The organism is Kitasatospora sp. NPDC041988 (assembly GCF_055588525.1).
This window is the reverse complement of the sequence record NZ_JBVJCO010000051.1, coordinates 39,513-62,436: the sequence shown is the minus strand read 5'-3', so window position 1 is coordinate 62,436 and position 22,924 is coordinate 39,513. Positions and strand designations below refer to the sequence as shown.

Sequence of the window (22,924 nt, the reverse complement as noted above, 5' to 3'; positions counted from 1 at the left end):
GAACTGGGGACCATCTCGGGTGGTCTCGAGTACATCTGACGTCCATTCCCCGGGCAGATGCCGGCGCAATGTCGCCGGTGCCCGGCCGGTTGTACAAAGGAGGGCTGTGTGTTGAACCTGCCGAGCGATCTGGCACACGACTTCCATCGGCTGCGCGAGCGCATCACGCGCAAGGCGTCGTCCGCATGGTTCCGGGAGAAGCGCCAGGAGATCGAGAGCCTGGCTTCGTACGATCCCGGCCGGGGGCGCGAGCGCCTCGACCATCTGCTGGCCACCGCTTCGAAACAAGTCCCGTACTACCGCGCCGTTCGCGACTGCGAGCAGCTGAGCCTGAGCGACTTCCCCCTGACCCGCAAGAACGACCTGCGCGAGCACTTCGTCGACTTCATCAGCCGCGATGCGACCGGCCGGATGGCACCTGGCGCGTTCTACCTCGCTCAGACCAGCGGCAGCACTGGACAGCCCGTCACCCTGCTGTCGACCGCCGAGGCTGGCGGACTGTCGAACAACGTGATCCGTGAGCGGTTGAGCGCCTTCCTCGGTCTACCGGACCGTGGAACCGCCCTCAACTTGGGACTGCTCTTCCCCGGTACTCCACTCTTCCAACCGGTGATGCTGCCCCGCCCATATCTCAAGTGCAACCTGCGTGGATTCGACCCCCAGGCGCCCGACATTGTCGCGGATTACGAGGCTGTGGTCGGACGCGTCCCGATCGACCAGATCGCCGGTTCTTCCAGCCGCGTCATCGCCCTGGCCCGATACTGCCTGGACCGCGGCATCGTCTTGCGTCCGCACGGTGTCGTGGCCTCCCACGAGCACATGCCCGACAGCGGCCGCCGTCTGGTCGAGGAGGCGTTCGGTTGCCCGGTCACCATGCTGTACGCGACGTCGGAAACCGGCTACGCGGCCTTCGAATGCAGCCGGCAGCGGATGCACTTCCAGGACGATTTCGTCCTGCCCGAGATCGGTCCGGCCGGTGATGACGAGGCCGGCGCAATCGTCTTGACTGCTCTGCTGTCCACCCCGATGCCGGTCATCCGCTACGTGACGGGCGACCTCGCGCCCCAGCCGATCGACTGCGGGTGCGGCCTGCCCGGCACCGTGACCGACGCTCTGCTGGGCCGGGCCCGCACCAGCCTGGTCGGTCTCGACGGATCGGCCTACTCGCCCTATGCGCTGCTGGCGGCGCTGGCCGCCGCGGGCCTGCCGGACTTCCAGGTCGTACAGAACGAACCGGGCACGCTCGACCTTGTGACCGCCGGCCCGGCGGAAGTCGCCGCAGCCCGCGTACGGGACATCAACAGCAGCCTCGAAGCGCACTTCGGTGCCCTGCAGGGCTTTCGCCTGCGCCACCGCCCGCACCACGACTTCCAGTTCACCGCGAGCGGCAAGCGCAACCCCGTGGTTCAGCACCTGGAGCTGCCGGACACCACTGAGCGCTCGGGATACCTGTGACAGCGCAGGGCGACAGCCCTGCAGGACGGGGTGGTGTTCGGCCGGGAGCCGGGCAAGGGCGCGGAGGGACAGTCCGGGCCTGGTGAACCCTGGGGCGTGCCGGTCCCGTGAAACACATTACCGAGGCGTGATCTTCGCGGTTTCGACCCGGCCTCGCAGCCGGGCGTCGTGCACCCCGAGTGGCGACGTCACACCACAACACCCTCGCCCCACCGCACCCATCGCACTACCGAGGAGCGACAGATGGAGTCACCTTCGCCGCAGGCCGTATCCCACACCGCTCGCCCGGATGCGTCCTACACGGTCGAGGAGATCTCCAGACTGGTGGGGATGTCACCGCGCAACATCCGAGCGCACCAGTCCCGCAAACTGCTCCGGCCGCCGGCGCGCAAGGGGCGGATCGGTTACTACGACGAGACCCACGTCCGTCGCCTGCAGCACATCGTGTCCCTCCAGCGCCAAGGCTTCAACCTGGTGTCCATTGCGGCGTTCCTCGGTGCCGGGGGGCGCGATGCCGAGGAAGCCCAGCTCGCTGCCGCAGTCAACCGCGCAGTGCGTGACCAACCCGCGGTGTTCTACTCCCTGAACCGGCACGGCATGCTCGGGTGGGAGGCCGACGGCACGATGACGGTTGCGCGGCCGGCGGTGCAACGGGCGACGATGGAGCTCGTCCGGACGGGAGTCCCGCCTGCGGCTGCGCTACGGTGTCTGGCACGGTCGCTGGACCGGATCGCCGGCGCCGCCGAGGAGCTGGTCGCCTCATCGAGCGCGGAACTCGTCGCCGGCGCTTCCGAGGAGCCGGTCACCACATCGAGTGGGGAACTCATCGCCGGCGCACCCGTGTTCGCACCGGGACCAGCCACCCGTCCGGCCGGTGGACCTCAGACTGCACGACTCACCGAGGCGTTGGTGGAGCTGCTGGTGAGCACGTTCCGAGTCGCCGCGGAGGACCAGGGCCGTGAGCTCGTCACTGAACTGCTCACGGAGAACAGTGGTTCCGATACCTGGGTCGAAGAGCACCTGGTGGTCGAGAACGGGTGAGCACGGCCCTGGTCGTGCCCGCAACTCCCCGTCGACGGCAGGATTCCGTGCAACCGTGAGCTGCCGCTCGGCACTGTCTCGTTCCTTCCTCGAATCGGCCGCACCGCCGGCACTACGGTCAAGGTGCTTCGGAACCAGCAGAGTTGCTGTGCGGCAGCCGTGAGCTCTCGACGTCCACAGTCCCTGCCGACGTGCCGCACGGCCGTCCCAGTACCGGAAGCATGAAAGCCAGTGAACCGCACTCTTTCCGTGCCAGGCACGGTCAAGGCCGAGAGCTACCGGCTCCGCGGCGATGCCCGGGTGACCGAGGAACCCGGCGGTAGCCTTGTCCTGGAGCAGTCCCGCTACCGGCTGCGCCTACCCGGGCTGGAGGCAGGACGCCGCGCCGTGCTGCTCCGGATGGTGGAGAACTGGCTGAGCGACCTGCAGATCGCCCAGCTCGTCACCGGTTTGGAAGGCGACTCGCGGCTCCTGCCGGCCCAGTTACTGGTGCGTCGACTGCTGCTGCATTCCTGGCTGGAACGCCGGCTCTCCATCGGAGCCCGTGCCGTACTGGACGTCGTGCCCCGCCGTATCGGCTCCCAGAGCGTTCCGCCACAGCGCCGCCACAGCGCCGGGGCGGTCTACCGGCTGTCCAGGTTCGCGGTGATGCGTGCCGAGCAGGGCCGGATGGTGGCGTACTCGCCGCTCAGCACCGTCGGGATCAGTTGCCCGGAGTTCCGGCTGACCGCTGTCCTGGCCCGCGCCTGCGCGGAGGAGATCGGCCTCGGCGAAGTAGCCGAGGAACTGGGAATCGACGAGTCGGCAGCGGGACTCCTGCTGGACGAGTTGCTCTCCGCCCGCCTCCTGCTGACGCCGGTGGAAGCCGAGGCCGAGACTCGTGCGGCGCCGATGGCCCTCTGGTCGGCGGAGGAACTCTGGCTGCACGACCGCTCCCGCCCGGAGCGCCACGCGGCGCCGATCGGCGCAACCGATCGCTTCCGCGGTCTGATGGAGGAGGACCTCGTGCAGGCGGCCGCCATCGACGGCCGCCCCTCGATCGCTCTGCCCGAACCCCCTTGCGTCACCCAGGCGTCCGGCTCCTTGTCAGCGGTGATGTCGCGGCGCCGCAGCGTGCGACGGCACGATGACAGCCGGCCGGTGACCGTAGGGCAGCTCGGCGAGTTCCTCCACCGGGTACAGCGCCTCGAACAGCGTGACCGTGACGGCCAGGTGACGGGCGTCCGGCCCTATCCGGGCGCGGGCGGCCTCGGCGAGCTGGAGATCTATCCCCTGGTCTCGCGGTGCGTGGGCATGCCCCGCGGCCTCTACCACTACGACTCGGCGCAGCACCGTCTGGCGATGCTTGCCGCGCCCGGGCCCGAGACCGAACGGATGCTGTCATTCGCCCGCGCGACGGCCACCATGCCGGGCCCGCCGCAGGTCCTGTTCGTGATCACCGCCCGGGTCGGACCGTTGATGCGGAAGTACGAGGGGATCCCGTACGCGCTGGCGCTCAAGGACGCCGGGATCCTGACCGCCTGGATGTATCTGGTCGCCACCGACATGGGCCTTGCTCCTTGCGCCCTCGGTGCGGGTGACGCCGCCTCCTTCTCCGCGCTGGCCGGTCTGGACACGCTCGCCGAGCCGGCCATCGCCGAGTTCGCCCTCGGCTCCCGCTCGTCCGACGGGCGGGAGCAGACATGAGGTTCCGCCAACAGACCGTTCGGAGAGCGGAATCACCCGAGATACCGGACGAGGTCGCCCGGCCGACCCCGGTACCCGGCCGGCCGTGCCGGTGCCCACCGCGTCCCTGCCGGCCCCGGCCAACCCGGCCTGCCGGAGGAACTTCAACCCGGCCGAGCACGCATACCGATCCGCACCAGAGAGCAGAGGACCGAGCCATGCACTCCACCGAACGCACCGTTTTCGCCTCCGGCTACAGCGCGGTGGTGGCCGCCGTGTGGTCCGATCCGGGCCAGGAACGGCTCCTGGCCCGGGACCCGCGCGTCCTGCTCGCCGAGCACGGCATTCGAGTGCCGGCGGGAACGGCCGTGGTCGTCGTCCGTGACCGGCCTTCGGCATCGGAGGTGATGGATGCCCAGATCCGGTCGTGGGAGGAGGCAGCCATCAGTGGCCGGCTCACGCTGTTCGTGCCCCATCCCGATCGGCTCGAGACACGGGATCTCGCGGAGGAGGAGCTGGATGCGCTGGTGGCCGGCGTGGGCGTTCCGGAATTTCCGGGAATCTCCCGCTGACGTGCCGGACGACCGGACCGTGGCATTCTTCGGTACCACGGTCCGGAACGTCCTGGTGCCGGTGGCAGTGCCGGACGGATTCTCGTCGCGGTGTCAGTTCCGGAGGGCTTCTGCCAGGCTCGTCAGTGCGCGGGCAGGCTCGGGTGATGCGGTACCGGTCCTCGGCTGCGGGACGGTTTCCACGGCGGCGCACAAGTCTTCCGGGGTGAGTCCGGCCAGCCGCTCCCGGTAGTGGTGGAGCAGCTCGGCCGCGGTCCGGCGCAGCTCTGCCCGGTCCACCGGGAGGAGAGGCAGTTCGAGCCCGTCGTCGAGGCGGCGGGCGAGGACAGTGCGCAGGTCGGCGGTGCCGGGCTGCCGGACGGTCAGCGACAGGTGGAAGGACAGTCCGGCGGCGTGACCGACGGCCGAGTGCGGTGCGCCGCGGGGGATGTAGAGCACCTCGCCGGCGTGTGCCGTGGTCTCCAGCCGTACGGGGCCCGGGTTCGGCTCTTGGCTGGCCTGCCAGTGCCCGTCGTCGGGGACCGCGTGAACCTGCCACTGCTTGCTGCCGTTCAGTTGCAGCACGAAGACGTCCGCATCGTCCCGGTGGGCGCTCAGTCCCTGCTGGCCGGGCGGGGTGACGAAGAGGAAGGCTTCGACGCGTCGGTCCAGTTCGGCGCCGAGGCGGTCAGCGAGTGCGGCTGCTCCGGAGTGCCAGTGCTCGATGTTGCGCATCAGCAAGGTGGCGCCGGCATCGAGCTGTCGCAGAACCTTGGCGGAGTCGGCGTAGCCGCCGAAGTCGTGACCCCTGACGCTGCGAACGGTGGTGTAGTCGCCGTGGTCCAGTGCCTGTCCGCGGGAGACGAGTTCGAGGTAGGGGCGGCGCAGCAGGCCCGAGGTCAGTGCGGCGTCGACGTCTGCCAAGGTGACCGGTGGGGCGAGTGGTGTTGGCGGGCGCAGCAGACAGGCACGGCGACGCCACACCGTCGCCAGGAACGGCGCAGGGTCGCCCACCAGGGACCGGAGAGTTTCCATCGGGGAGTGGCCTTCTGTAGTGGGGCCGAGGCTGACGGGTGCCAGGAGGTGTTCCGCCGCCGGTGCGTCCCCGTGCCCAGCGCGTCGGCCGCGGTTCGTACGGTGGAGAGCAGATCGTGGTGGACCGGTTCGACACCGAGCCCTCCGGATGGACGACCGGTCGGGCGCCGGCGACAGGCGCCGACACCCGACCGGGGGAGCGGACGTCAGATGACCAGCTCGCCACCCGAGATGGCCTCCAGGTCCTCGTCGTCGACCTCGGTGCTGAACTCGTCCGACGCGGTCTCCGGGGTGATGTTCTGGGTGTCGCTCATGATTCCTCCAAGGGGGTGCCAGGTGTGTTCCGACGGAAAGGATCGGGGAATTCCCGGCAGCCTCTTGCGGAACATTCCGTCTCTCGGCGAGACGATTCGAACCTAAGGCTCACGGAACAATGGGCACAAGAATTCGCCGACACTTCCTCAGGCACGTGCACAGTTAAGCCCGACCGTTCCACCGATTCGTGCCGCAGTTGATTTCGGACCACACCGCCGTCCTGGACGCCCTATCCGCGCGCCCCGGAGAATGGCCGCCCCGGGGCCGTTTCCGGCCTGACCCGACGAGCACTGGAGCAGGCGATGCACGACCGTGCGGCCCGCAGCCGGCCGGCACCGGCCGGCACCGGCCGGCACCGCGGCATGACGGGCACGGTGCGGCACGCAGAGTCGTCCCGGATCCAGGCGGCGGCCTCCGTGCCGCTGCCGGACGTGGTGCTGCCGGACGCGGTGCTGCGCCGGCTCGGCCTGAGTGGAGTCGTCACGGTCCATCCCGTCACCGTGGGACTGACGAACCGTTGCTGGCGGATCGAGACCGGTCGGCAACGGCACCTGTTCGTCAAGCAGTCCCTGGGCGCAGAACCGGAACAGGTCCGACGCCAGCACCAGGCGGTTCGTGCCTTGCACGAGCGCGGCCTGCCGGTTGCCCCACCCTTGGCAACGCCGGACGGACGCACCCTGATCGAGGCGGAGGGCGGCCTGTTCGCGGTGTACCACTGGGTGGAGGGCCGCCACCTTCCCGGATGGCAGATGAGCCTCGGGCAGGCGCGCGCACTCGGCGGGCAACTGGCTCGCATCCATCACGAGCTGGCGCAGGTGCTGCCTTCGAACACCCCCGAGACGCCTGCGGCAACTGACCGGGACACGGCCTTGCGCGCCATCGAGGCGTTCCTGGCAGTGGCCGCCCGCAAGCCCGATCGCGATGCCTTCGACCGGTTCGTCCGCGCGCATCTGCCGTGCCGCCGTGCCCTGCTCGAGGCGGCCCGCCCACCTCGGCCTCCGGCCGTACCGGAGCCGGGAGCATCAGGCTGGACACACGGCGACTTCCACATGGCCAACGTGCTGTGGCACGGCGGCCGGATCGCCGCCGTCCTGGACTTCGATGCACTCACGACCCGGGCCTACGCCCAGGAGGTGGTGCGCTCGGTGATGCTGCTCTTCTCCTCCCGTGACCGCAGGGAGCTCGCCGCCACGCAGGCTGCTGCCTTCGTCGCCGGATACCGCGCACTGTCACCGCTGTCCGACCGGCAGTTGGCCGACGCGGCCGAGTTCCTCTGGTGGGAGCGTGTCTGCGACGTGCGCCACCTCGAGCGGCACTACCGGCGCCAGGACCGCACCCGGGACCACCTGTTCGTCATGGACAGCCTGCTGCTCACCTGGTGGTCCGGACACCCGGAGCAGGTGGCGAACGTACTGGCCGGGGTCTGACCGTCGGCCGCGGCACCTCCGTGACACACATCCGTGCAAGCGTCCTGGCCGCAGTGGCCGGGGGCCGTGCCGTTCGTTGGCGGGGGCGTATCGCCGGTGGCCTCCCGGCCTAGGCTGCGGGCCTGGGGGCGACCCCGACGGGGGACTGCCCGGTCCCCTGTGCACAGCATCGGAAAGGAGCCCGGATGTTGCTCGGTGTGGCCATCGGCGGTGTCGGGTGGCATCCGGACGCACGGCGGCCGGCGCGTCCCGACCTGATGGACGCCGGACACTACCGGCGACTCGCCCTTGCGGCCGAGCGGGGAGGGCTGGACTTCGTCACGCTCGACGACTCCCTGGCCCTGACCGCGGTGCCGGACGGGCAGCCGGACGCGGTCACCGCGCTGGCCGCCGTTGCACCGGCGACGCACACGATCGGATTGGTGGCGACAGTGACGACCACCTACGCCGAGCCCTTCCACGTTGCCCGGGCGCTGGCCACCCTCGATCACATCAGCCACGGCCGAGCGGGATGGCGCCCGCGGGTGGCGACCTCGGCGGCCGAAGCCGCGCACTTCGGCCCCGAGCCCCTGCCGGAGATCAGTCGACTCCGCTCGGAGGCAGCGGAGTTCACGGAAGTCGTCACCGCGCTGTGGGACAGCTGGCAGGACGATGCGGTCATCCGCGACACCGCGAGCGGTCGTTTCCTGGACCGCGCCCGAATCCGTCACATCGACCATGTGGGGCGGCATTTCCGCATCAAGGGCCCGGCAGTCGTGCCGCGGCCACCGCAGGGCCACCCCGTGCTCGCCTCCCGTCTCGACCCTGACTCCTCGTCGGTCTCCGCCGACAGCGCCGATCTTGTGTTCACCGAGGTCCGCAAGGCGCAGCAGGTACGGGCACGCGTGGGAACCGGTGTCCGGATCCTTGGTGAGGTCGAGATCCTCCTCGACGACCACGGCCCGGGCCGGCCACCTGAGCAGCAGGGCGCGGCGCAGCCTCTCCGGCTCTCCGGAAGCGCTGCCGAACTCGCCGCTCGACTCGATGCCGTGTACGCGTGCGGGGTCGTCGACGGCTTCCACGTGCGACCCGCCGCGCTCCCCGGTGCCGTCGAGCACTTCGTCCATGAGGTCGTCCCACTCCTGCGCCGGCGTCACCCGGCCCGGTCCGGCACACCAGGGGGGTCGCTGCGCGAGCGACTCGGCCTGCCCGCCCGGGCGTCCAGCGTGTTCCCGCTCCGAAAGGCGACGCCGTCACGATGAGCAGCACCGGCAAGACGATGCACCTGGCGGCTCTGTTCCCCTCCAACCAATCGGCCGGTTGGCGTGACCCGCGGGCCGGTGACCACAGCGACTTCGCCACCTTCACCGGCCTGGCCCGCACGGCCGAGCGCGGTCTGTTCGACTTCTTTCTCCTTGCCGATTACCCCCGGCTGACCGAACACCGCGGCGCCATCTCCGAAGTGGGCACCGCCGGAGAACTCGATCAGATCACCGTACTGTCAGCCCTGAGCGCCGTCACCGAGCGGATCGGGCTGGTCCCGACCGTCAACGCGACCTTCAACGAACCCTTCGACGTCGCACGAAGACTGGCGTCGCTGGACCACTTCTCCAACGGCCGGTGCGGGTGGAACGTCGTCACCACGTCCAACGCCTGGACCGGCGCGAACTTCCGCCGCGGCGGCTACCTCCCGCATGCCGACCGCTACCAGCGGGCGGCCGAGTTCGTCCGCGCGGCCCGGACCATGTGGCGCAGCTGGGAAACGGACGGACCCACCCGGTTCCGTCACGACGGTCCGCAGTTCCGCATCAGCGGGCACTTCACCGTCCCGGCCGGACCCCAGGGGTGCCCGCCCACCCTTCAGGCCGGCGACTCCGAGCAGGGCCGAGAGTTCGCCGCCTCGCACGCGGACGTGGTCTACAGCCGGCACCTCGGCAGAGCAGGTCACGCCTTCGCCGCCGACATCCGCAGTCGTACCGCCCGGCAGGGGCGTGACTCCCGTCAGGTGAAGATCATGCCCGGGGTCTCGTTCGCTCTCGGCGATACCGACGAGCAAGCCCGGGACAACGCACGTGCTGCCCAGGAACAGGCGGTCAGCCCGCAGTTGGCGATCTGGTATCTGGAACGCACCTGGGGGCGTGCGCTGTCCTCCTACGATCCTGACGGGCCACTTCCCGACATCGACCCGGAGCGCACACCGGACCCGTCCCAGTGGTCCGGTATCGCGGCGGCCGAGGTCAGGTCGACGCGGGCACGGAAGTGGCGGGCCCACGCTGCCGAACACGGCCTCGGCATCCGGGAGCTGGTGATGAAACTGACCGGTCGAAAGCCGTTCATCGGCACCCCGGCCCGCGTGGCGCAACAGATGACCGACTACGTCCGTTCGGGCGGCGCGGACGGATTCATCCTGGTGCCCGCCTACGCCCCCGGGGGCCTGGACGACTTCGTCGACCGAGTAGTCCCCGAGCTGCAGGAACGCGGCAGCTACCGCACCGCCTACACCGGCAAGACCCTGCGCGACCACCTCGGCCTGCCGGCACCCGGCGACCGTCGTACAGGCTGAGCAGGTGTCGGGTTGATCGGCGGGTGGGACCCGGGCTCACCGGCTTCCGGCCGTCACCTGACGGCCGATCACCGTACCGACGTCCGTGAATCGACGTCGATGACACAGATCGCTGTCAACGTGGAGCGGTGCCCTGCGCATCTTGGTGGCAATTCCCCGGAGAGGTTGCCGGCCTCCTCGCCCGGAAATATCGTCAACGACACACCGAGCGGATCGCCGCCGCACGCGACCGAAGAAGCCCACAGGGGCGTCGAGGACATCAACCGTGACCTCGCCTCGTACTTTCGCGACGGCCGGGGATTTCGCGTTCAGCTCTCCACCGTGGGCACGTTCGTCCTCAGCGGCCAGGGCAACGCAACCCCGTCGTCCAACGGCTCGAAATCGCGCCCGGCGCCATGGAGGGCACCGGTTACCTGAGGTCCGGAGTCCGAAGCCGAGCGTACGCCGGCCCCGCCACACAGAGCCCTTCCGTCCCGTAGAGGAGATTGTGCTGTGAACGGATCGCCTCTCCAGGTCGTCGGATCCCTGGAGGAAGTCCCGTCGGCACCGGACGCGCTGACGGTGTTCCTGGCCGGCGGCATGCGCAACTGCCCCGACTGGCGGCAGCCGGCGATCGATGCGCTCGCCGAGCAGTGGAGTCGGGCGGGGACTGATCGCCCCCTCACCGTGTTCAGCCCCAGCCGGGTCGTCTCCGCGTGCGCGTTCAGCCACGCGTTGGTGCGCTGGGAGCACGATGCTCTTCAAGCGTCCGACGTGGTCCTCTTCTGGTTTCCCCGGGGCAACGAGAAGGCGCCCGAGCAGCCGATCGCGCTCTACGAACTCGGTGTCGCCGCCGCGACGTACAAGCCGATCGCCGTGGGCGCCGAGCCCGGCTACGTGCGTCGGGACGATGTGGGGGCCCAGTTGCGGCTGATCCGCCCGGACCTCCCCGTGCGCCGCGACCTGAGCACCACGGTCGGCGATGTGGTCCGGGCGCTTCGCCACACGGAGAAGGCGCTGGGCGAGGCGTATTCGACAGCCGGCACCCTTCAGGCCGTCTGACAGGCGGGCAGCGCCTTTTTCACACAGGAAGGAAGGCCAACTGTGCAGTTCCGTGAGCAGGCTCTCGCCAAGCTCCAGTCCACCACCGACCTTGGGACAGCGGCCACGCTGGCCAAGCCACGCAGCCTGGTCGCGCTGCTCCTGGTCACCGTGCTCGTCGCCGCCGGCACGCTGTGGGCGTTCACCGGGTCCATACCGCGTCAGGTCACCGTCCCCGGGATCCTTACCTATGGTGAAGGCAGCTACACCCTGGACAGCCCGGTCTCCGGGCAGATCACCGGGGTCTTCGCCCAGCAGGGCACGACCTTCCCGGCGCAGGCTCCGCTGTTCACCGTCCAGGTCGACTCGACTCTGCAGACTGTTCGTGCCTTCAGCGGCGGACGCACCACAGCGATCCTGGCGCAGGTCGGCCAGGTGGTCACAGCGGGCACGAGCCTCGCAGTGGTCGAGCGCACCAGCGGTCCGAGCGATCCGTTGGTCGCGGTGCTGTACGTACCGACGAGCAGTGCCGGGCTCATCTCCCAGGGCAGCAGCGTGGACCTCGACCTGCGGTCCGCTCCGGCCCAGGAGTACGGGGTGCTGCGCGGTGTCGTTCAGTCTCTCAGCCAGTTCTCCCAGACCGAGGGGCAGATATCGAGCTTCCTCGGCGACGCTCAACTGGCCAGGCAGTTCTCCGGCCAGGGCCAGCCGATGCAGGTGGTCGTGCAGCTACTGACCACACCGGACACCACGAGCGGATTCCGGTGGTCCACCCGCACCGGCCCGCCATATCTGATTGATTCCCGCACGCTGGTGAGCGCCTCAGTGCACTTGCCATCGGTCAGACCGATTAGCTGGGTGTTGTCATAGATGTCCGTACTCACAACCACCGACGGTATGTCGAAGGTGCGGGAGCGGCTGAGGCGCCGTCCGGCACGCCGCGTCAAGCCACCGGTGATCTTCCAGATGGAAGCACTGGAATGCGGGGCTGCCAGTCTCGCCATGGTCCTCGCCCACTACAAGCGCTACGTGCCGCTGGAGGAGCTGCGGGTAGCCTGCGGGGTCTCGCGCGACGGCTCGAAGGCCTCGAACGTTCTCAAGGCGGCGCGGCGCTACGGCATGGTGGCGGTCGGACGCCGGATGGACACCGAGGCTCTTTCGAAGTTGGAGCCCCCGGCGATCCTTTTCTGGGAGTTCAACCACTTCGTGGTCCTCAACGGGTTCGGACGGCGCCTGGGCAAGGACGTCGTCTACCTCAACGACCCCGGTAGCGGGCCGCGGGTCGTCAATCTCGCGGACTTCAACGAGAGTTTCACCGGCGTGGTACTCACCATGTCGCCGGGCGAAGGGTTCCGCACCGGCGGCCGGCGCCCCGGCGTCCTCGCGAGCATGCCGACCCGGCTGCGCGGGAGTGGGAGCCTGCTCGCCCTGAGTACCTACGTCAGCGTGCTGCTCGCGGTCGTCGGCGTGGCGTATCCGGCCCTCACCCGGGCGTTCATCAACGACATCCTGCTGGGCGGCGACAGCTCGTTCCTGATGCCGTTCTTCGGCCTGATGGTCGCGACCATCGCGGTGACGGGGGTGCTCACCTTCCTGCGCCAGTCCTTCCTGCTCCGCTTGCGCATCTCGAACGCGACGATCAACAGCACCCGCTTCCTGCGCCACGTTCTCAGACTGCCCATCAACTTCTTCGTTCAGCGAAGTCCGGCGGACATCAGCAGTCGCATGCAGTCCAACGACCAGGTTGCCGTGACCCTGTCCAACGACCTGTCGAGCACGCTGGTCAATGCGCTGGTCATCGTGCTGTATGCATGTCTGCTGTGGGCTTACGACCCTTGGCTGATGATGCTGAGCGTGACGCTGTCCCTGCTCAACATCGTGGCCCTGCGTACGGTGGCCCGCATCAGGGCCGGCGGGGTCAGCCGGCTGGCCACTGACGAGGCGCAGCTGCTGATCACCTCGTACAGCGGCTTGCAGCTGATCGAGACGATGAAGGCCACGGGCGGCGAGAACGCCTTCTTCCGACGCTGGGCCAAGGAACAGTCCGTCGTCGTCACCGGACAGCAGAAGATCGGCGTGCCGAGTGCCGTCATGGCCGTGGTCGCTCCCACACTGGCGTCGGTCACCACCTCTCTGCTGCTGTTGGTCGGTGGCCTTCAGGCCGTGCAGGGAAATCTGACAGTCGGTCTGCTCGTCGCCTTCCAGGCGTTGGTCTCGGCCTTCGTCAGCCCCATTGCACAGCTGATCGCAGTGGCGCAGCGTGTGCAGGACTTCGCTGTTCAGGTGACCCGCCTGCGCGACGTGGAGAACTATCAACCGGAACAGCGCCCGGCTGCTTCCGAAGCCCCAGCAGGGCGACTTGCCGGCAACCTGACGTTCGACGCGGTCACCTTCGGCTACAACCCGCTGGATAGTCCGCTGGTCAGCGAATTCTCCTTCTCGGTAGGCCCCGGCAGGCAGATCGCGCTGGTCGGAGGCTCGGGGAGCGGCAAGTCCACCGCGGTGCGCCTGATCTCGGGCCTGTACCGGCCCTGGGAGGGCTCGGTGCACATCGACGGTCTCCCCCGCGACGGTATTGCGCCGGAGGTGCTCAGCGCCTCGGTGGGCTTCGTCGACCAGGACGTCTTCCTGTTCGAGGGGACCGTGCGGGACAACATCACGCTGTGGGACACCTCCATCTCCGATGACCAGGTCATCGCCGCGCTCCGGGACGCCGCGGTGTACGACGTGGTGTCCTCGCGTCCGGGCGGTATCTACGCCCGGGTGGAGGAGGACGGCCGTAACTTCTCGGGCGGACAGCGCCAGCGCTTGGAGATCGCCAGAGCGCTTGTCCGCAAGCCGCGCCTTCTCGTCCTGGACGAGGCGACCAGCGCCCTGGACGCCGAGACGGAACTCCTGATCATGAACAACATCCGCCGCCACGGCTGCGCCACGGTCGTCGTGGCACACCGTTTGAGCACCATCCGCGACAGCGACGAAATCGTCGTGCTGAGCCGGGGTGACGTGGTCGAGCGAGGGACGCACGACGACCTGTCCGCAGCCGGCGGCGCCTACGCCCAGCTCATCAGGGAGCACTGACGCATGAGCACGACATCCTCGAGGCCCGAGCGGCTGCCGGCAGTCGCGGCGGCTTGGCGACCGCCCGCCGGGATCGGCGCCGAGGTCGACTTCAGTGCGGGACATGTGCGGTTGGCCGGCGAGGACTCACTGTGGTTGGTGACCGACGGAGCCGTCGACATGTTCGCCATGGAGGCTGCTGAGGGCGGCCCGTGGCACTTCGTCAGTCGATTCACTCCAGGCGCCATCATCGCCGCGCCGCCGTCGTGCCACTCGATCGTCCCGGTCCTGCGAGCCGTCCACGGCTCTCGCGTCCTGCGATTGGATGCTGCGGACCTGGCAGGGCTCTTGCGCGGTAGCGTCCACTCCGGGGACGCGGGTGAGTCATCCAGTCGGCGTGAGGCCGTTGCCCGCGGCATCGACGCCGGGCTCAACGGCCTTCTGGGCTTCGTCACAGAGCAACCGGCATCCCGGGAACACGTGCTCCTGAGCGTCGGAAGCCGGGGTGAACTGACGGAGGAGGAATGCGGGCGTTCATCCGCGGGACTGGTCTGGGTCGAGGTCCTGGACGGTCGACTGTGGGTGGGGACGCCCAGCAGCGGTGAGTGGCTCTCCTCCGGCGACACGTTCGTGGTCAACGAAGGCAGCTCTGTCCGCGGCGGGCCTTCGGCCTCGTTCAGGACCTGCTCGAGCAGTGACCTGCTTGCCGACGGCCGGTTGTGGGACCGCTTGGCCGTGGTGAACGAGCGCATGCTGCGGATGGCCGACCGGGTCATCACTGCCGAAGTGGAGCAGGCCGAATCCCGGGTCCGAGCCGTGCGCGAGATGGAGGCCGCGGTGACCGACAAGGCCAACCGCGTCCTGCAGGCGGTGCTTCACCCGGCCGAGCACGTCTCGCGCAGCGGACCCGTCCACAACGAGGACTCCACCGAAGCGGCCTGCCGCATCGTGGCCGACGAACTGGGCATCCCCATCCTGCCGGCGTGCGGCTCCGCGGCCGGGGGCAAGATGGGGCCGATCGAGGCGATCGCCGTGCGCTCGCGCTTTCGCATACGCGCGGTGAGTCTGGAGGAGCGCTGGTGGCGCACGAACATCGGACCGTTCGTCGGACGCCGCTGCGACTCGCCCGACCCGGTGGCGTTCGTCTGGAGGCGCGGACGGTACGTGGCCTGGGATCCCGTCACCGGTGAGAAGAGCCCGGTGAGCGAGCAGACGGCGCCGGACTTCGACGACACGGGAGTGCTGTTCTACCCGCCTCTCCCCGAACGGCCGATCAGCACAGGGCGGCTGATCCTCTTCGGCTTGAAGGGCAGCGCGCGGGACATCCGCAACCTGATCACCTTCGCGCTGGTGGCGGTTGCGGTCGGCACCACCGTGCCCATCAGCACCGGGTTGATCCTGGGAACGTTCGTCCCCAACGCCCAGACGAACCTCATCGTGCAGGTGTGCGTCCTCACGCTGATAGCCGCCCTCGCATCTGCCGTCTTCGCGGTGTTGGAGAACCTTGCACTGCTGCGCGTCGGGGGTCGCTTCGAAGCCAACCTGCAGGCTGCTGTCTGGGATCGGCTCCTGCGCCTGCCCGCGCCTTTCTTCCGTCGGTACTCCACAGGCGAACTGGCCAGTGCGGCGCTGGGGGTGAAGAACATACGCACTGTGCTGATGAACGTGAGCTATGTGGTCCTCTACTCCAGCGTGGTCGCCGTGGTGAACTTCGCCGTGATGTTCTGGTTCAGTGTGCCTCTTGCCCTGCTGACAGGGTTGTACGTGCTGGTCGCCGTCGTGTTCTTCGTCGTGCTGGGGACGCGGCAGATGAAGTGGCAGACCCGGTCGCTGGAGTTGGAGTACAAGCTCGCAAACCGCGTGTACCAGAGGCTTCGAGGGCTTCCCAAGCTGCGGGTGGCAGCCGCCGAGAACCGCGCCTTCGCGGCCTGGGCGAACGAGTTCGCGCAGCAGAAGGAGCTGCAGAAGCGCATCGGCAGATATCAGAACGCGGCAGCCACGTTCAACGGCGTCTACCCGCTGATCTGTGTGCTGCTCACCTTCGTGGTCATCAGCGGGCCGGCCGGCGGGACGCTGTCGATGACCCGGTTCCTGTCCTTCAACGCAGCCTTGGGTATCGTCCTCGCGGCAGTCATCCAGGTGACCAACTCCCTTTCCTCGGCCTTCGCGGTGATCCCCATGTTCAACCGTATGAAGCCGTTGCTCGCCGAGTTGCCGGAGGCCTCGGACACACACACGGTGCCGGGTGAGCTGTCGGGGGAGATCGAAGTCAACCGGGTGACGTTCCGCTATGACGACAGCAGTCCACCGGTCCTCGACAACGTGTCCCTGAGCATGCGGCCAGGCGAGTTCGTGGCGATCGTCGGCCCCAGCGGCTGCGGTAAATCAACCCTGCTGCGACTGCTGTTGGGCTTCGAGCATCCCTCCAGCGGCAACGTCCTGTATGACGGCCAGGACCTGGCCACCCTGGACAGAGTCGCGGTGCGGCGGCAGTGCGGCGTCGTTCTGCAGCAGACGAAGCCGTTCGCGGGCACCGTCTTCCAGGCCATCACCGGCGCCCTCAACTACAGCCACGACGATGCGTGGGCCGCTGCCGAACTGGCGGGCATCGCCGAGGACATCCGCGCCATGCCCATGGGGATGCACACGCTGGTGAGTGACAGCGGGACCTTCTCCGGCGGCCAGCGTCAGCGCCTTGCCATCGCACACGCCTTGATCCGCCGCCCGAGGATCCTGTTCTTCGACGAGGCCACCAGCGCGTTGGACAACGAGACCCAGCGGATCGTCACGGAGAGCACTCAGCGCTTGAACGCAACCCGCGTCGTCATCGCGCATCGGCTCTCGACCATCCTCGACGCCGACAAGGTCGTCGTACTCGCCGAAGGCCGGGTTGCCGAATGCGGACATCCGTCCGAGCTGCTCCGTAACTCCACGAGCCTCTTTCACCAATTGGTGCGCAGGCAGATGCATGAATCAGAAAAGGTGATGATGTGAACTGCGAGAAGAGAAGGCTCCGTCTGCCGGCCGCCGCGGCAACCTTGCTCCTGGGTCTCGGCTTCACGGCCGGCTGCGGCACAGTCCGCAGCGGCGACACCGGCACACACGTGTCCACGCCGGGGGCGGTCATCTCCCAGGACGACGCGTCCGCCGTGGTCAGCCGCTACGACGACGCGAACAACCGGGTGAACGCCACCCTCGACAGTGCGGGTCTGACGGACATCGAAACCGCGCCGCTGCTCACGGCGGACGTCGCATGGATGCGCATCAGCAAGGAACTGAGCCAGCCGGTCGCCCCCATCAGCGACAAGGGCATCACCATCTATGCCACATCGGGCGCGGCCTACCCCCACTGGTTCCTGGCCGTGTCCAGCCGGGCGCAGGGAGGGGTGCCCTACCCTGGTCCCACGTACCGTGTCTTCGTGCAGGAGGGGCCCGGAGCGCCCTACCTGGCCGCGTATTCGCTCACGGTCACCGGGCCGGTGCCGAAGATCGCCGTCGACAGTGTGGGCGCCGCCTCCGCCGTCTCAAGCCCGGACGGCCTCCTGGTGGCTCCGGATTCCCTGGCAGCCGACATTCTCGCCCATTACCAGAAGAACCTCGTCGGCAAGGACATGTTCTCCTACAGCAGTCCGCTGGACGACAACCTTTCCAACGGTTACACCCTCGGCGAGAAACATCTGGGCGATCAGGGCACGACCCTTTCCAGGGCGCTGAGCCCGACACCACCCAACACCTATGCCCTGCGGACCTCGGACGGTGGTGTGCTCGCGTTCACCACCGACGTCGTCACCGACACGCTGACGCCGGTCAAGGCCGGAGGCACAGTCTCGCTGACCGCGAAGAGCACCGCCGCCGCGCAGTTGGGAAAGCCCGCCGGCGCGACGTCCAGCCAATTCAGCATCAGCAGGCTGGAGACGTTCCTGACGTACATTCCGACCAGCGCCTCGGGGGCGAAGGCGCAGGTCATCGGCTACAACGAGGTTCCCGTAAACGTCAGTTGACCACGGCACAGGCACATCCGAGAAAAAAATCACCAGAGGAGTTCATCACCATGAAGGACAACAACTTCCAGGTCACCGACGCCGACGACACCGCGGCGGTGAATGCGGAAGTCGATGAGGAGATCTGCGACGGAGATCTGGACGCCATCGGCGGCGGCGACGGCGGGCAGCCGACGTACCCGCCGTACGTGTGACCCTTCGTGCCCGCGACCTCGGCGGTGGGGTCGCGGGCACGAGAACGCCCGCAGGGTCTCACATGGGCACTCCCCAACCGTGCTGACCGCGCGATTCACGTGCCTCGAACGCGGCTTGCGCCATACCGGCGACCACCGCGTCGAGCTCCTCGTCATGGAGTTCCACGTCCGTCCGCCCGATGCCGCTTACCGCCTCCACGAGAGGGCTGTCGGGTGAAGTGGCCGAGTTCTCAGCGCCATGAGTCATCGAGGTTCCCGTTTCTCTCGGTCTGACGGCCATTGCTGCGCGGAATCGAGTCCGGAGCGAAATCGGCGATAGCCGGCTCCATTGCGCTGTCAAGGCCGACGGCGTCCTGGGCCTCCGCCCCACCCGCGTGAGTGTGACGGCGTCAGTCAGGTGGGCCATGACGTCCGTTCGCGTCAGTGACCCATCCATGACTACGTCGCCGGCATCGACTCGGGTTCAGCTTTCCGTTCAACCTCGCGCGGCGAGGTGGGCTTGGAACGTGGGTTCGCGTTTGACGGTCTTGCCCGCGTCGTGGCGGGGTGCAAGCTTGCGGTTGTTCGAACCCGGTGGCCGTCCGGGGCCGGGCCGGGAGGGTTTCGGCACTCGGGTCGGAGTGAGCTGTCGCACAACCCCGGCACTGGGGGTGCCGATAGATCATCCGGCCAGGCCAGGAGCTTGATCGTGGGTGACAGGTCCGCTGCCACCGCATCGCTCCGTGGTCGGTCCTCACGTGAATGGCGGTCGGGCGGCATCATGATCTGTCGTGCTGCTGCGCCTCGCCTGCCCCGCCGTGACCGACACCTTCACGCGAGAACACAGCTCCCGGGGGTATCGGCGCATCCACGGTGAGCCGGCGGCGCCGGGCACCATGGAGCGCCGGATACAGACGTGCCGGCGCGAGCTGCTGGACCGCACCCTCACATCCGGGACCGGCGCCACCTGCTCCACGCCCTACGCGAGCCCGCAGGTCCCCGACAGGCGGAACATCAAGGCGTTGGTCGCAGGGCCTGGGCTCCATGGCATCCGGGGGTCAAATCACCCGGGAAAGCAGCAGGTGCGGATCGAGGCCAACCTCGATCCGCACCTGATCACTGCTCTTCATCTCCCCATGGGAGATGGTTTGTGTCCGAGGGGGGACTTGAACCCCCACGCCCGATAAAGGGCACTAGCACCTCAAGCTAGCGCGTCTGCCATTCCGCCACCCGGACCGGGTGTTGTCTTTGCGGCCTCGTCGGCCGCGCTGACAGATGTAACTGTAGCAAAGATCGGCTTGCGCTCCCAAAACGGCTGTGGGTGGGGGGACGGGGGCGGGCGACGGCGGCGAGGGGCGGTCTGTGGCGCGGGTGTGACCAGGGGGTTTCCTGCGGTATCCCCCGGGTTCGCGGGGTGGATCCGGGTGAGGGGCTGGGGGAGGATGGGCGGACGTGCTCGTACTGCCCGGGTGCAGGTCCCGGGGGTGGCGCGTTGGTGCGTCGGTGCGGGGCTGAGACGAGGAGTGACCGTGAGCGAGCGGAGCGAGTCGACGGGGCGGGCGGCGGCGCCGAAGGTGACGGCCGAGTCGGAGGTCGCCGAGATCTGTCGCGATCTGATCCGGATCGACACCAGCAACTACGGCGACGGCTCCGGGCCGGGGGAGCGCAAGGCCGCCGAGTACGTGGCCGAACAACTCGCGGAGTTCGGTCTCGAGCCGCAGATCTTCGAGTCGGCCAAGGGGCGGGCGTCGACCGTGGTGCGGATCGAGGGGGAGGACCGGTCCCGTCCGGGCCTGCTGATCCACGGGCATACCGACGTGGTGCCGGCCAACGCCGCGGACTGGACGTACGACCCGTTCGGCGGCGAGATCGCGGACGGGTGCGTCTGGGGGCGTGGCGCGGTCGACATGAAGGACATGGACGCGATGACGCTGGCCGTCGTCCGCGACCGGCTGCGGACCGGGCGCAAGCCCCCGCGTGACCTGGTGCTGGCCTTCCTCGCGGACGAGGAGGCGGGCGGAACGTACGGGGCCCGGTACCTGGTGGACAAGCACCCGGGGCTGTTCGAGGGGGTGACCGAGGCGATCGGCGAGGTCGGCGGCTTCTCGTTCACCGTCAACGACCAGACCCGGCTCTACCTGGTCGAGACGGCCGAGAAGGGCATGCACTGGATGCGGCTCACGGTCGAGGGGCGGGCCGGGCACGGGTCGATGGAGAACGACGACAACGCCATCACCGAGCTGTGCGAGGCGGTGGCCCGGCTGGGGCGGCACAAGTTCCCGCTGCGGATCACCAAGACCGTCCGGGCCTTCCTGGACGAGCTGTCGGACGCGCTGGGCGTCGAGCTCGACCCGGAGAACATGGACGAGACGCTGCGGGTGCTGGGCGGCATCGCCAAGATGATCGGCACCACGCTGCGCAACACCGCCCAGCCGACCATGCTCGGCGCCGGCTACAAGGTGAACGTGATTCCCGGGCAGGCGACCGCGCATGTGGACGGGCGGTTCCTGCCCGGCTACGAGGAGGAGTTCCTGGCGGAGCTGGACAGCGTGCTCGGCCCGCGCGTGAAGCGGGAGAGCCTGCACTCGGACAAGGCGATCGAGACCGGCTTCGACGGCGCACTGGTGGAGGCGATGCAGACCGCGCTGCGCGCCGAGGACCCGATCGCGCGTGCCGTGCCGTACTGCCTCTCCGGCGGGACGGACGCCAAGTCGTTCCAGGACCTCGGGATCCGGTGCTTCGGCTTCGCACCGCTGCAGCTGCCGCCGGAGCTGGACTTCGCCGGGATGTTCCACGGCGTGGACGAGCGGGTGCCGGTGGACGGGCTGAAGTTCGGCGTGCGGGTGCTGGACCGGTTCATCGACGCCAGCTGATGACGCTCAGCTGAGGCGGAACAGCTGGGCAGGCACAGCTGAGCGTGGGGCCCACTGAGCGTGGGGGCCACGGAGCACTGGGCCCTCGGCAGGGGGTCGCGGCCCGTTCCCGGGGTGCCGGGGGCGGGCCGTCCGCATTGTCCGAGCTAATGATTTGGGACGGCGGAAAAGTGATCCAGAGAAACGTTTCCCCTTGAGTTTGCCGGTCGACCGCCTGTGCGATCCGTCACCGTTGCGAGTGAATGGGGAAAAGGTTCCGTACCCCGTTTGCCACACCCTCGTTCATCCCTGTGCAGCCCGCCGAACGGGTTGCGTTGTCCGTACAGGAGGAATGATGAAGGTCAAGAAGATCGCCGCCGTAGCCGCCGCCACCAGCGGCCTGGTGCTGGCCGCCGCCGGCGTTGCGTCCGCCCACGGCGGTGCCGTCGCCGACGGTGTGGCCGCCGGTTCGCCCGGCGTGGTTTCGGGCAACCAGGTGCAGATCCCGGTGCACATCCCCGTGAACATCTGCGGCAACACCGTCAGCGTGATCGGCGTGCTGAACCCGGCGTTCGGCAACCACTGCGCCAACTTCTGAGCGCAGGTTGACCGTGTGATCGGCTAACGGGCCGATCATCGGGTTGACTCACTTGGCCCCCGGGTGGCGGACGCGCCGCACCGGGGGCGCTTGTCTGTCCGGACTCGTCGAGTCGTCCGTCCAGGGCTGCGAGGGGCTTTCGCTCGATCGGGTGAAGTGGGTTCGTTCGGCTCAACCTCGCTGCTTGTGCCTCGTTGTCCCGTGTGCACTCGAAGACCTAGCCAGCTATTCGGAAATTCCGACTTTCGGTAGGTCATCACGTCGTCTCGATACGTCAGGGGAAAATATGAGGAATGTAGCCAAGAAGGGGCTCCTCACGGCCGTGGCCACCGGCAGTGTCCTGGCCTCGACCGCCGGCTACGCCTACGCGGGCGCCGAGGCGCAGGGGGGTGCGGCCGGTTCGCCGGGCGTGGCCTCGGGGAACTCGGTGCAGGTGCCGGTCGAGGTGCCGATCAACGCCTGTGGCAACACCGTCGACGTGGTCGGCGTGCTGAACCCGGCGTACGGCAACCACTGCGCCAACGCCGGCGGGCACGCGGGCGGCGGCAGCGGCCACAGCGCCTCGGGGGCCTCCGCCTCCGGCACGGCGGCCGGCTCGCCCGGTGTGGCCTCCGGAAACAACGTCCAGGCGCCCGTACACGTGCCGGTCAACGCCTGCGGCAACTCGGTCGACGTGGTCGGCGTCGGCAACCCGGCCTTCGGGAACAGCTGCGGCAACGAGGCTCCCGTGGTGGCGACCCCGCCCAGCAAGCCGGACGACGACTGTCCGGAGGGTCACAGCCCGCACAACCCGCCGCCCAGCCATCCGTCCACACCGCCCTCGCACAGCCCGGGCAGCGGCGAGACCCCGCCGGGCAACCCGCGGACGGGCAGCCCGACCGCCACGCCTCCGGCCGCCACCCCCGGCACGGGCACCCCGACCGCCACCACGGCGACCGGCGGCAGCCAGAGCGGCCAGGCCGCGCCGGCCTCGGCCCGGACGGCCAGCCCCCAGGCGACCGGGTCGGCGGCCGCGGGCAGCCAGCTGGCCTCGACCGGCGCGGGCAGCACCGAGCTGCTCGGTGCTGCCGGCCTCGCGCTGCTGCTCGGCGGCGGCGTCCTCTACCGCCGTGCCCGCGCCGGTGTGCGCTGAACGACCAGGGTGGGTGGAAGCAGCGTGCGTACAGGGGCCCGCTGAATCGCTCGCCGTGAG

Annotated in this window: 18 protein-coding genes and 1 tRNA gene; 17 read left to right on the top strand and 2 right to left on the bottom strand. The window is 68.8% G+C overall.

Annotated elements, in window-relative coordinates:
* Positions 1-108: 108 nt before the first annotated feature.
* From ACZ6NC_RS34995 to ACZ6NC_RS34980, 4 genes are all read left to right on the top strand, one after another.
* Positions 109-1,455 (top strand): phenylacetate--CoA ligase family protein, encoded by a 1,347-nt coding sequence (locus ACZ6NC_RS34995; RefSeq protein ID WP_465737904.1) that lies wholly within the window; start codon positions 109-111, stop codon positions 1,453-1,455.
* Positions 1,456-1,698: 243 nt separating this feature from the next.
* Positions 1,699-2,496 (top strand): MerR family transcriptional regulator, encoded by a 798-nt coding sequence (locus ACZ6NC_RS34990; RefSeq protein ID WP_465737903.1) that lies wholly within the window; start codon positions 1,699-1,701, stop codon positions 2,494-2,496.
* Positions 2,497-2,745: 249 nt separating this feature from the next.
* Complete coding sequence (locus ACZ6NC_RS34985; protein ID WP_465737902.1) at positions 2,746-4,182, top strand: SagB family peptide dehydrogenase; 1,437 nt, start codon at positions 2,746-2,748, stop codon at positions 4,180-4,182.
* A gap of 197 nt (positions 4,183-4,379) precedes the next feature.
* Positions 4,380-4,733 (top strand): hypothetical protein, encoded by a 354-nt coding sequence (locus ACZ6NC_RS34980; protein ID WP_465737901.1) that lies wholly within the window; start codon positions 4,380-4,382, stop codon positions 4,731-4,733.
* Between the two features lie 93 nt (positions 4,734-4,826).
* Here ACZ6NC_RS34980 and ACZ6NC_RS34975 read toward each other — a convergent pair whose 3' ends face one another.
* Positions 4,827-5,747: a JmjC domain-containing protein gene (locus ACZ6NC_RS34975; protein ID WP_465737900.1), complete on the bottom strand. Its 921-nt coding sequence runs from the start codon at positions 5,745-5,747 to the stop codon at positions 4,827-4,829.
* Between the two features lie 677 nt (positions 5,748-6,424).
* On the opposite strand from ACZ6NC_RS34975, the gene ACZ6NC_RS34970 reads away from it, so the two are divergent.
* The 10 genes from ACZ6NC_RS34970 to ACZ6NC_RS34925 all read left to right on the top strand — a co-directional run bounded on the left by ACZ6NC_RS34970 (position 6,425) and on the right by ACZ6NC_RS34925 (position 18,303).
* The gene (locus ACZ6NC_RS34970; RefSeq protein ID WP_465737899.1) at positions 6,425-7,489 is read left to right on the top strand and encodes a phosphotransferase enzyme family protein; all 1,065 of its coding nucleotides are present in this window, start codon (positions 6,425-6,427) and stop codon (positions 7,487-7,489) included.
* 185 nt (positions 7,490-7,674) lie between these two features.
* Positions 7,675-8,730 carry an LLM class flavin-dependent oxidoreductase gene (locus ACZ6NC_RS34965; protein WP_465737898.1) on the top strand — a complete coding sequence of 352 codons (1,056 nt, stop codon included), beginning with the start codon at positions 7,675-7,677 and terminating at the stop codon, positions 8,728-8,730.
* Positions 8,727-10,031, top strand: a complete 1,305-nt coding sequence (locus tag ACZ6NC_RS34960) for an NtaA/DmoA family FMN-dependent monooxygenase (protein ID WP_465737897.1) — start codon at positions 8,727-8,729, stop codon at positions 10,029-10,031. Before ACZ6NC_RS34965 ends, ACZ6NC_RS34960 begins: the two co-directional genes overlap by 4 nt.
* A 99-nt stretch (positions 10,032-10,130) precedes the next feature.
* Positions 10,131-10,448 (top strand): hypothetical protein, encoded by a 318-nt coding sequence (locus ACZ6NC_RS34955; protein ID WP_465737896.1) that lies wholly within the window; start codon positions 10,131-10,133, stop codon positions 10,446-10,448.
* A 75-nt stretch (positions 10,449-10,523) separates the two neighbouring features.
* The gene (locus ACZ6NC_RS34950) at positions 10,524-11,072 is read left to right on the top strand and encodes a nucleoside 2-deoxyribosyltransferase domain-containing protein (protein ID WP_465737895.1); all 549 of its coding nucleotides are present in this window, start codon (positions 10,524-10,526) and stop codon (positions 11,070-11,072) included.
* Between the two features lie 42 nt (positions 11,073-11,114).
* Entirely contained in the window at positions 11,115-11,921 is an 807-nt protein-coding gene (locus ACZ6NC_RS34945; protein ID WP_465737894.1) for a hypothetical protein, read from the top strand.
* Complete coding sequence (locus tag ACZ6NC_RS34940; protein WP_465737893.1) at positions 11,922-14,129, top strand: NHLP family bacteriocin export ABC transporter peptidase/permease/ATPase subunit; 2,208 nt, start codon at positions 11,922-11,924, stop codon at positions 14,127-14,129.
* 3 nt (positions 14,130-14,132) lie between these two features.
* On the top strand, positions 14,133-17,102 hold the full coding sequence (locus tag ACZ6NC_RS34935; RefSeq protein WP_465737892.1) for an NHLP bacteriocin export ABC transporter permease/ATPase subunit: 2,970 nt from the start codon (positions 14,133-14,135) through the stop codon (positions 17,100-17,102).
* Positions 17,099-18,109: a DUF8094 domain-containing protein gene (locus ACZ6NC_RS34930; RefSeq protein WP_465737891.1), complete on the top strand. Its 1,011-nt coding sequence runs from the start codon at positions 17,099-17,101 to the stop codon at positions 18,107-18,109. The genes ACZ6NC_RS34935 and ACZ6NC_RS34930 overlap by 4 nt, the downstream gene beginning before the upstream one ends.
* 50 nt (positions 18,110-18,159) lie before the next feature.
* Positions 18,160-18,303 carry a hypothetical protein gene (locus ACZ6NC_RS34925; protein WP_465737890.1) on the top strand — a complete coding sequence of 48 codons (144 nt, stop codon included), beginning with the start codon at positions 18,160-18,162 and terminating at the stop codon, positions 18,301-18,303.
* A 1,130-nt stretch (positions 18,304-19,433) separates the two neighbouring features.
* Here the strand turns inward: ACZ6NC_RS34925 and ACZ6NC_RS34920 are convergent.
* Positions 19,434-19,518 (bottom strand) — tRNA-Leu (locus ACZ6NC_RS34920).
* A gap of 293 nt (positions 19,519-19,811) precedes the next feature.
* On the opposite strand from ACZ6NC_RS34920, the gene ACZ6NC_RS34915 reads away from it, so the two are divergent.
* The 3 genes from ACZ6NC_RS34915 (at position 19,812) to ACZ6NC_RS34905 (ending at position 22,864) form a co-directional block, all read left to right on the top strand.
* Positions 19,812-21,155, top strand: a complete 1,344-nt coding sequence (locus ACZ6NC_RS34915; protein WP_465737889.1) for a M20/M25/M40 family metallo-hydrolase — start codon at positions 19,812-19,814, stop codon at positions 21,153-21,155.
* A 331-nt stretch (positions 21,156-21,486) separates the two neighbouring features.
* Positions 21,487-21,732 carry a chaplin gene (locus tag ACZ6NC_RS34910; protein ID WP_396325752.1) on the top strand — a complete coding sequence of 82 codons (246 nt, stop codon included), beginning with the start codon at positions 21,487-21,489 and terminating at the stop codon, positions 21,730-21,732.
* Between the two features lie 286 nt (positions 21,733-22,018).
* The gene (locus tag ACZ6NC_RS34905) at positions 22,019-22,864 is read left to right on the top strand and encodes a chaplin (RefSeq protein WP_465737888.1); all 846 of its coding nucleotides are present in this window, start codon (positions 22,019-22,021) and stop codon (positions 22,862-22,864) included.
* The last annotated feature ends 60 nt before the right edge of the window (positions 22,865-22,924 follow it).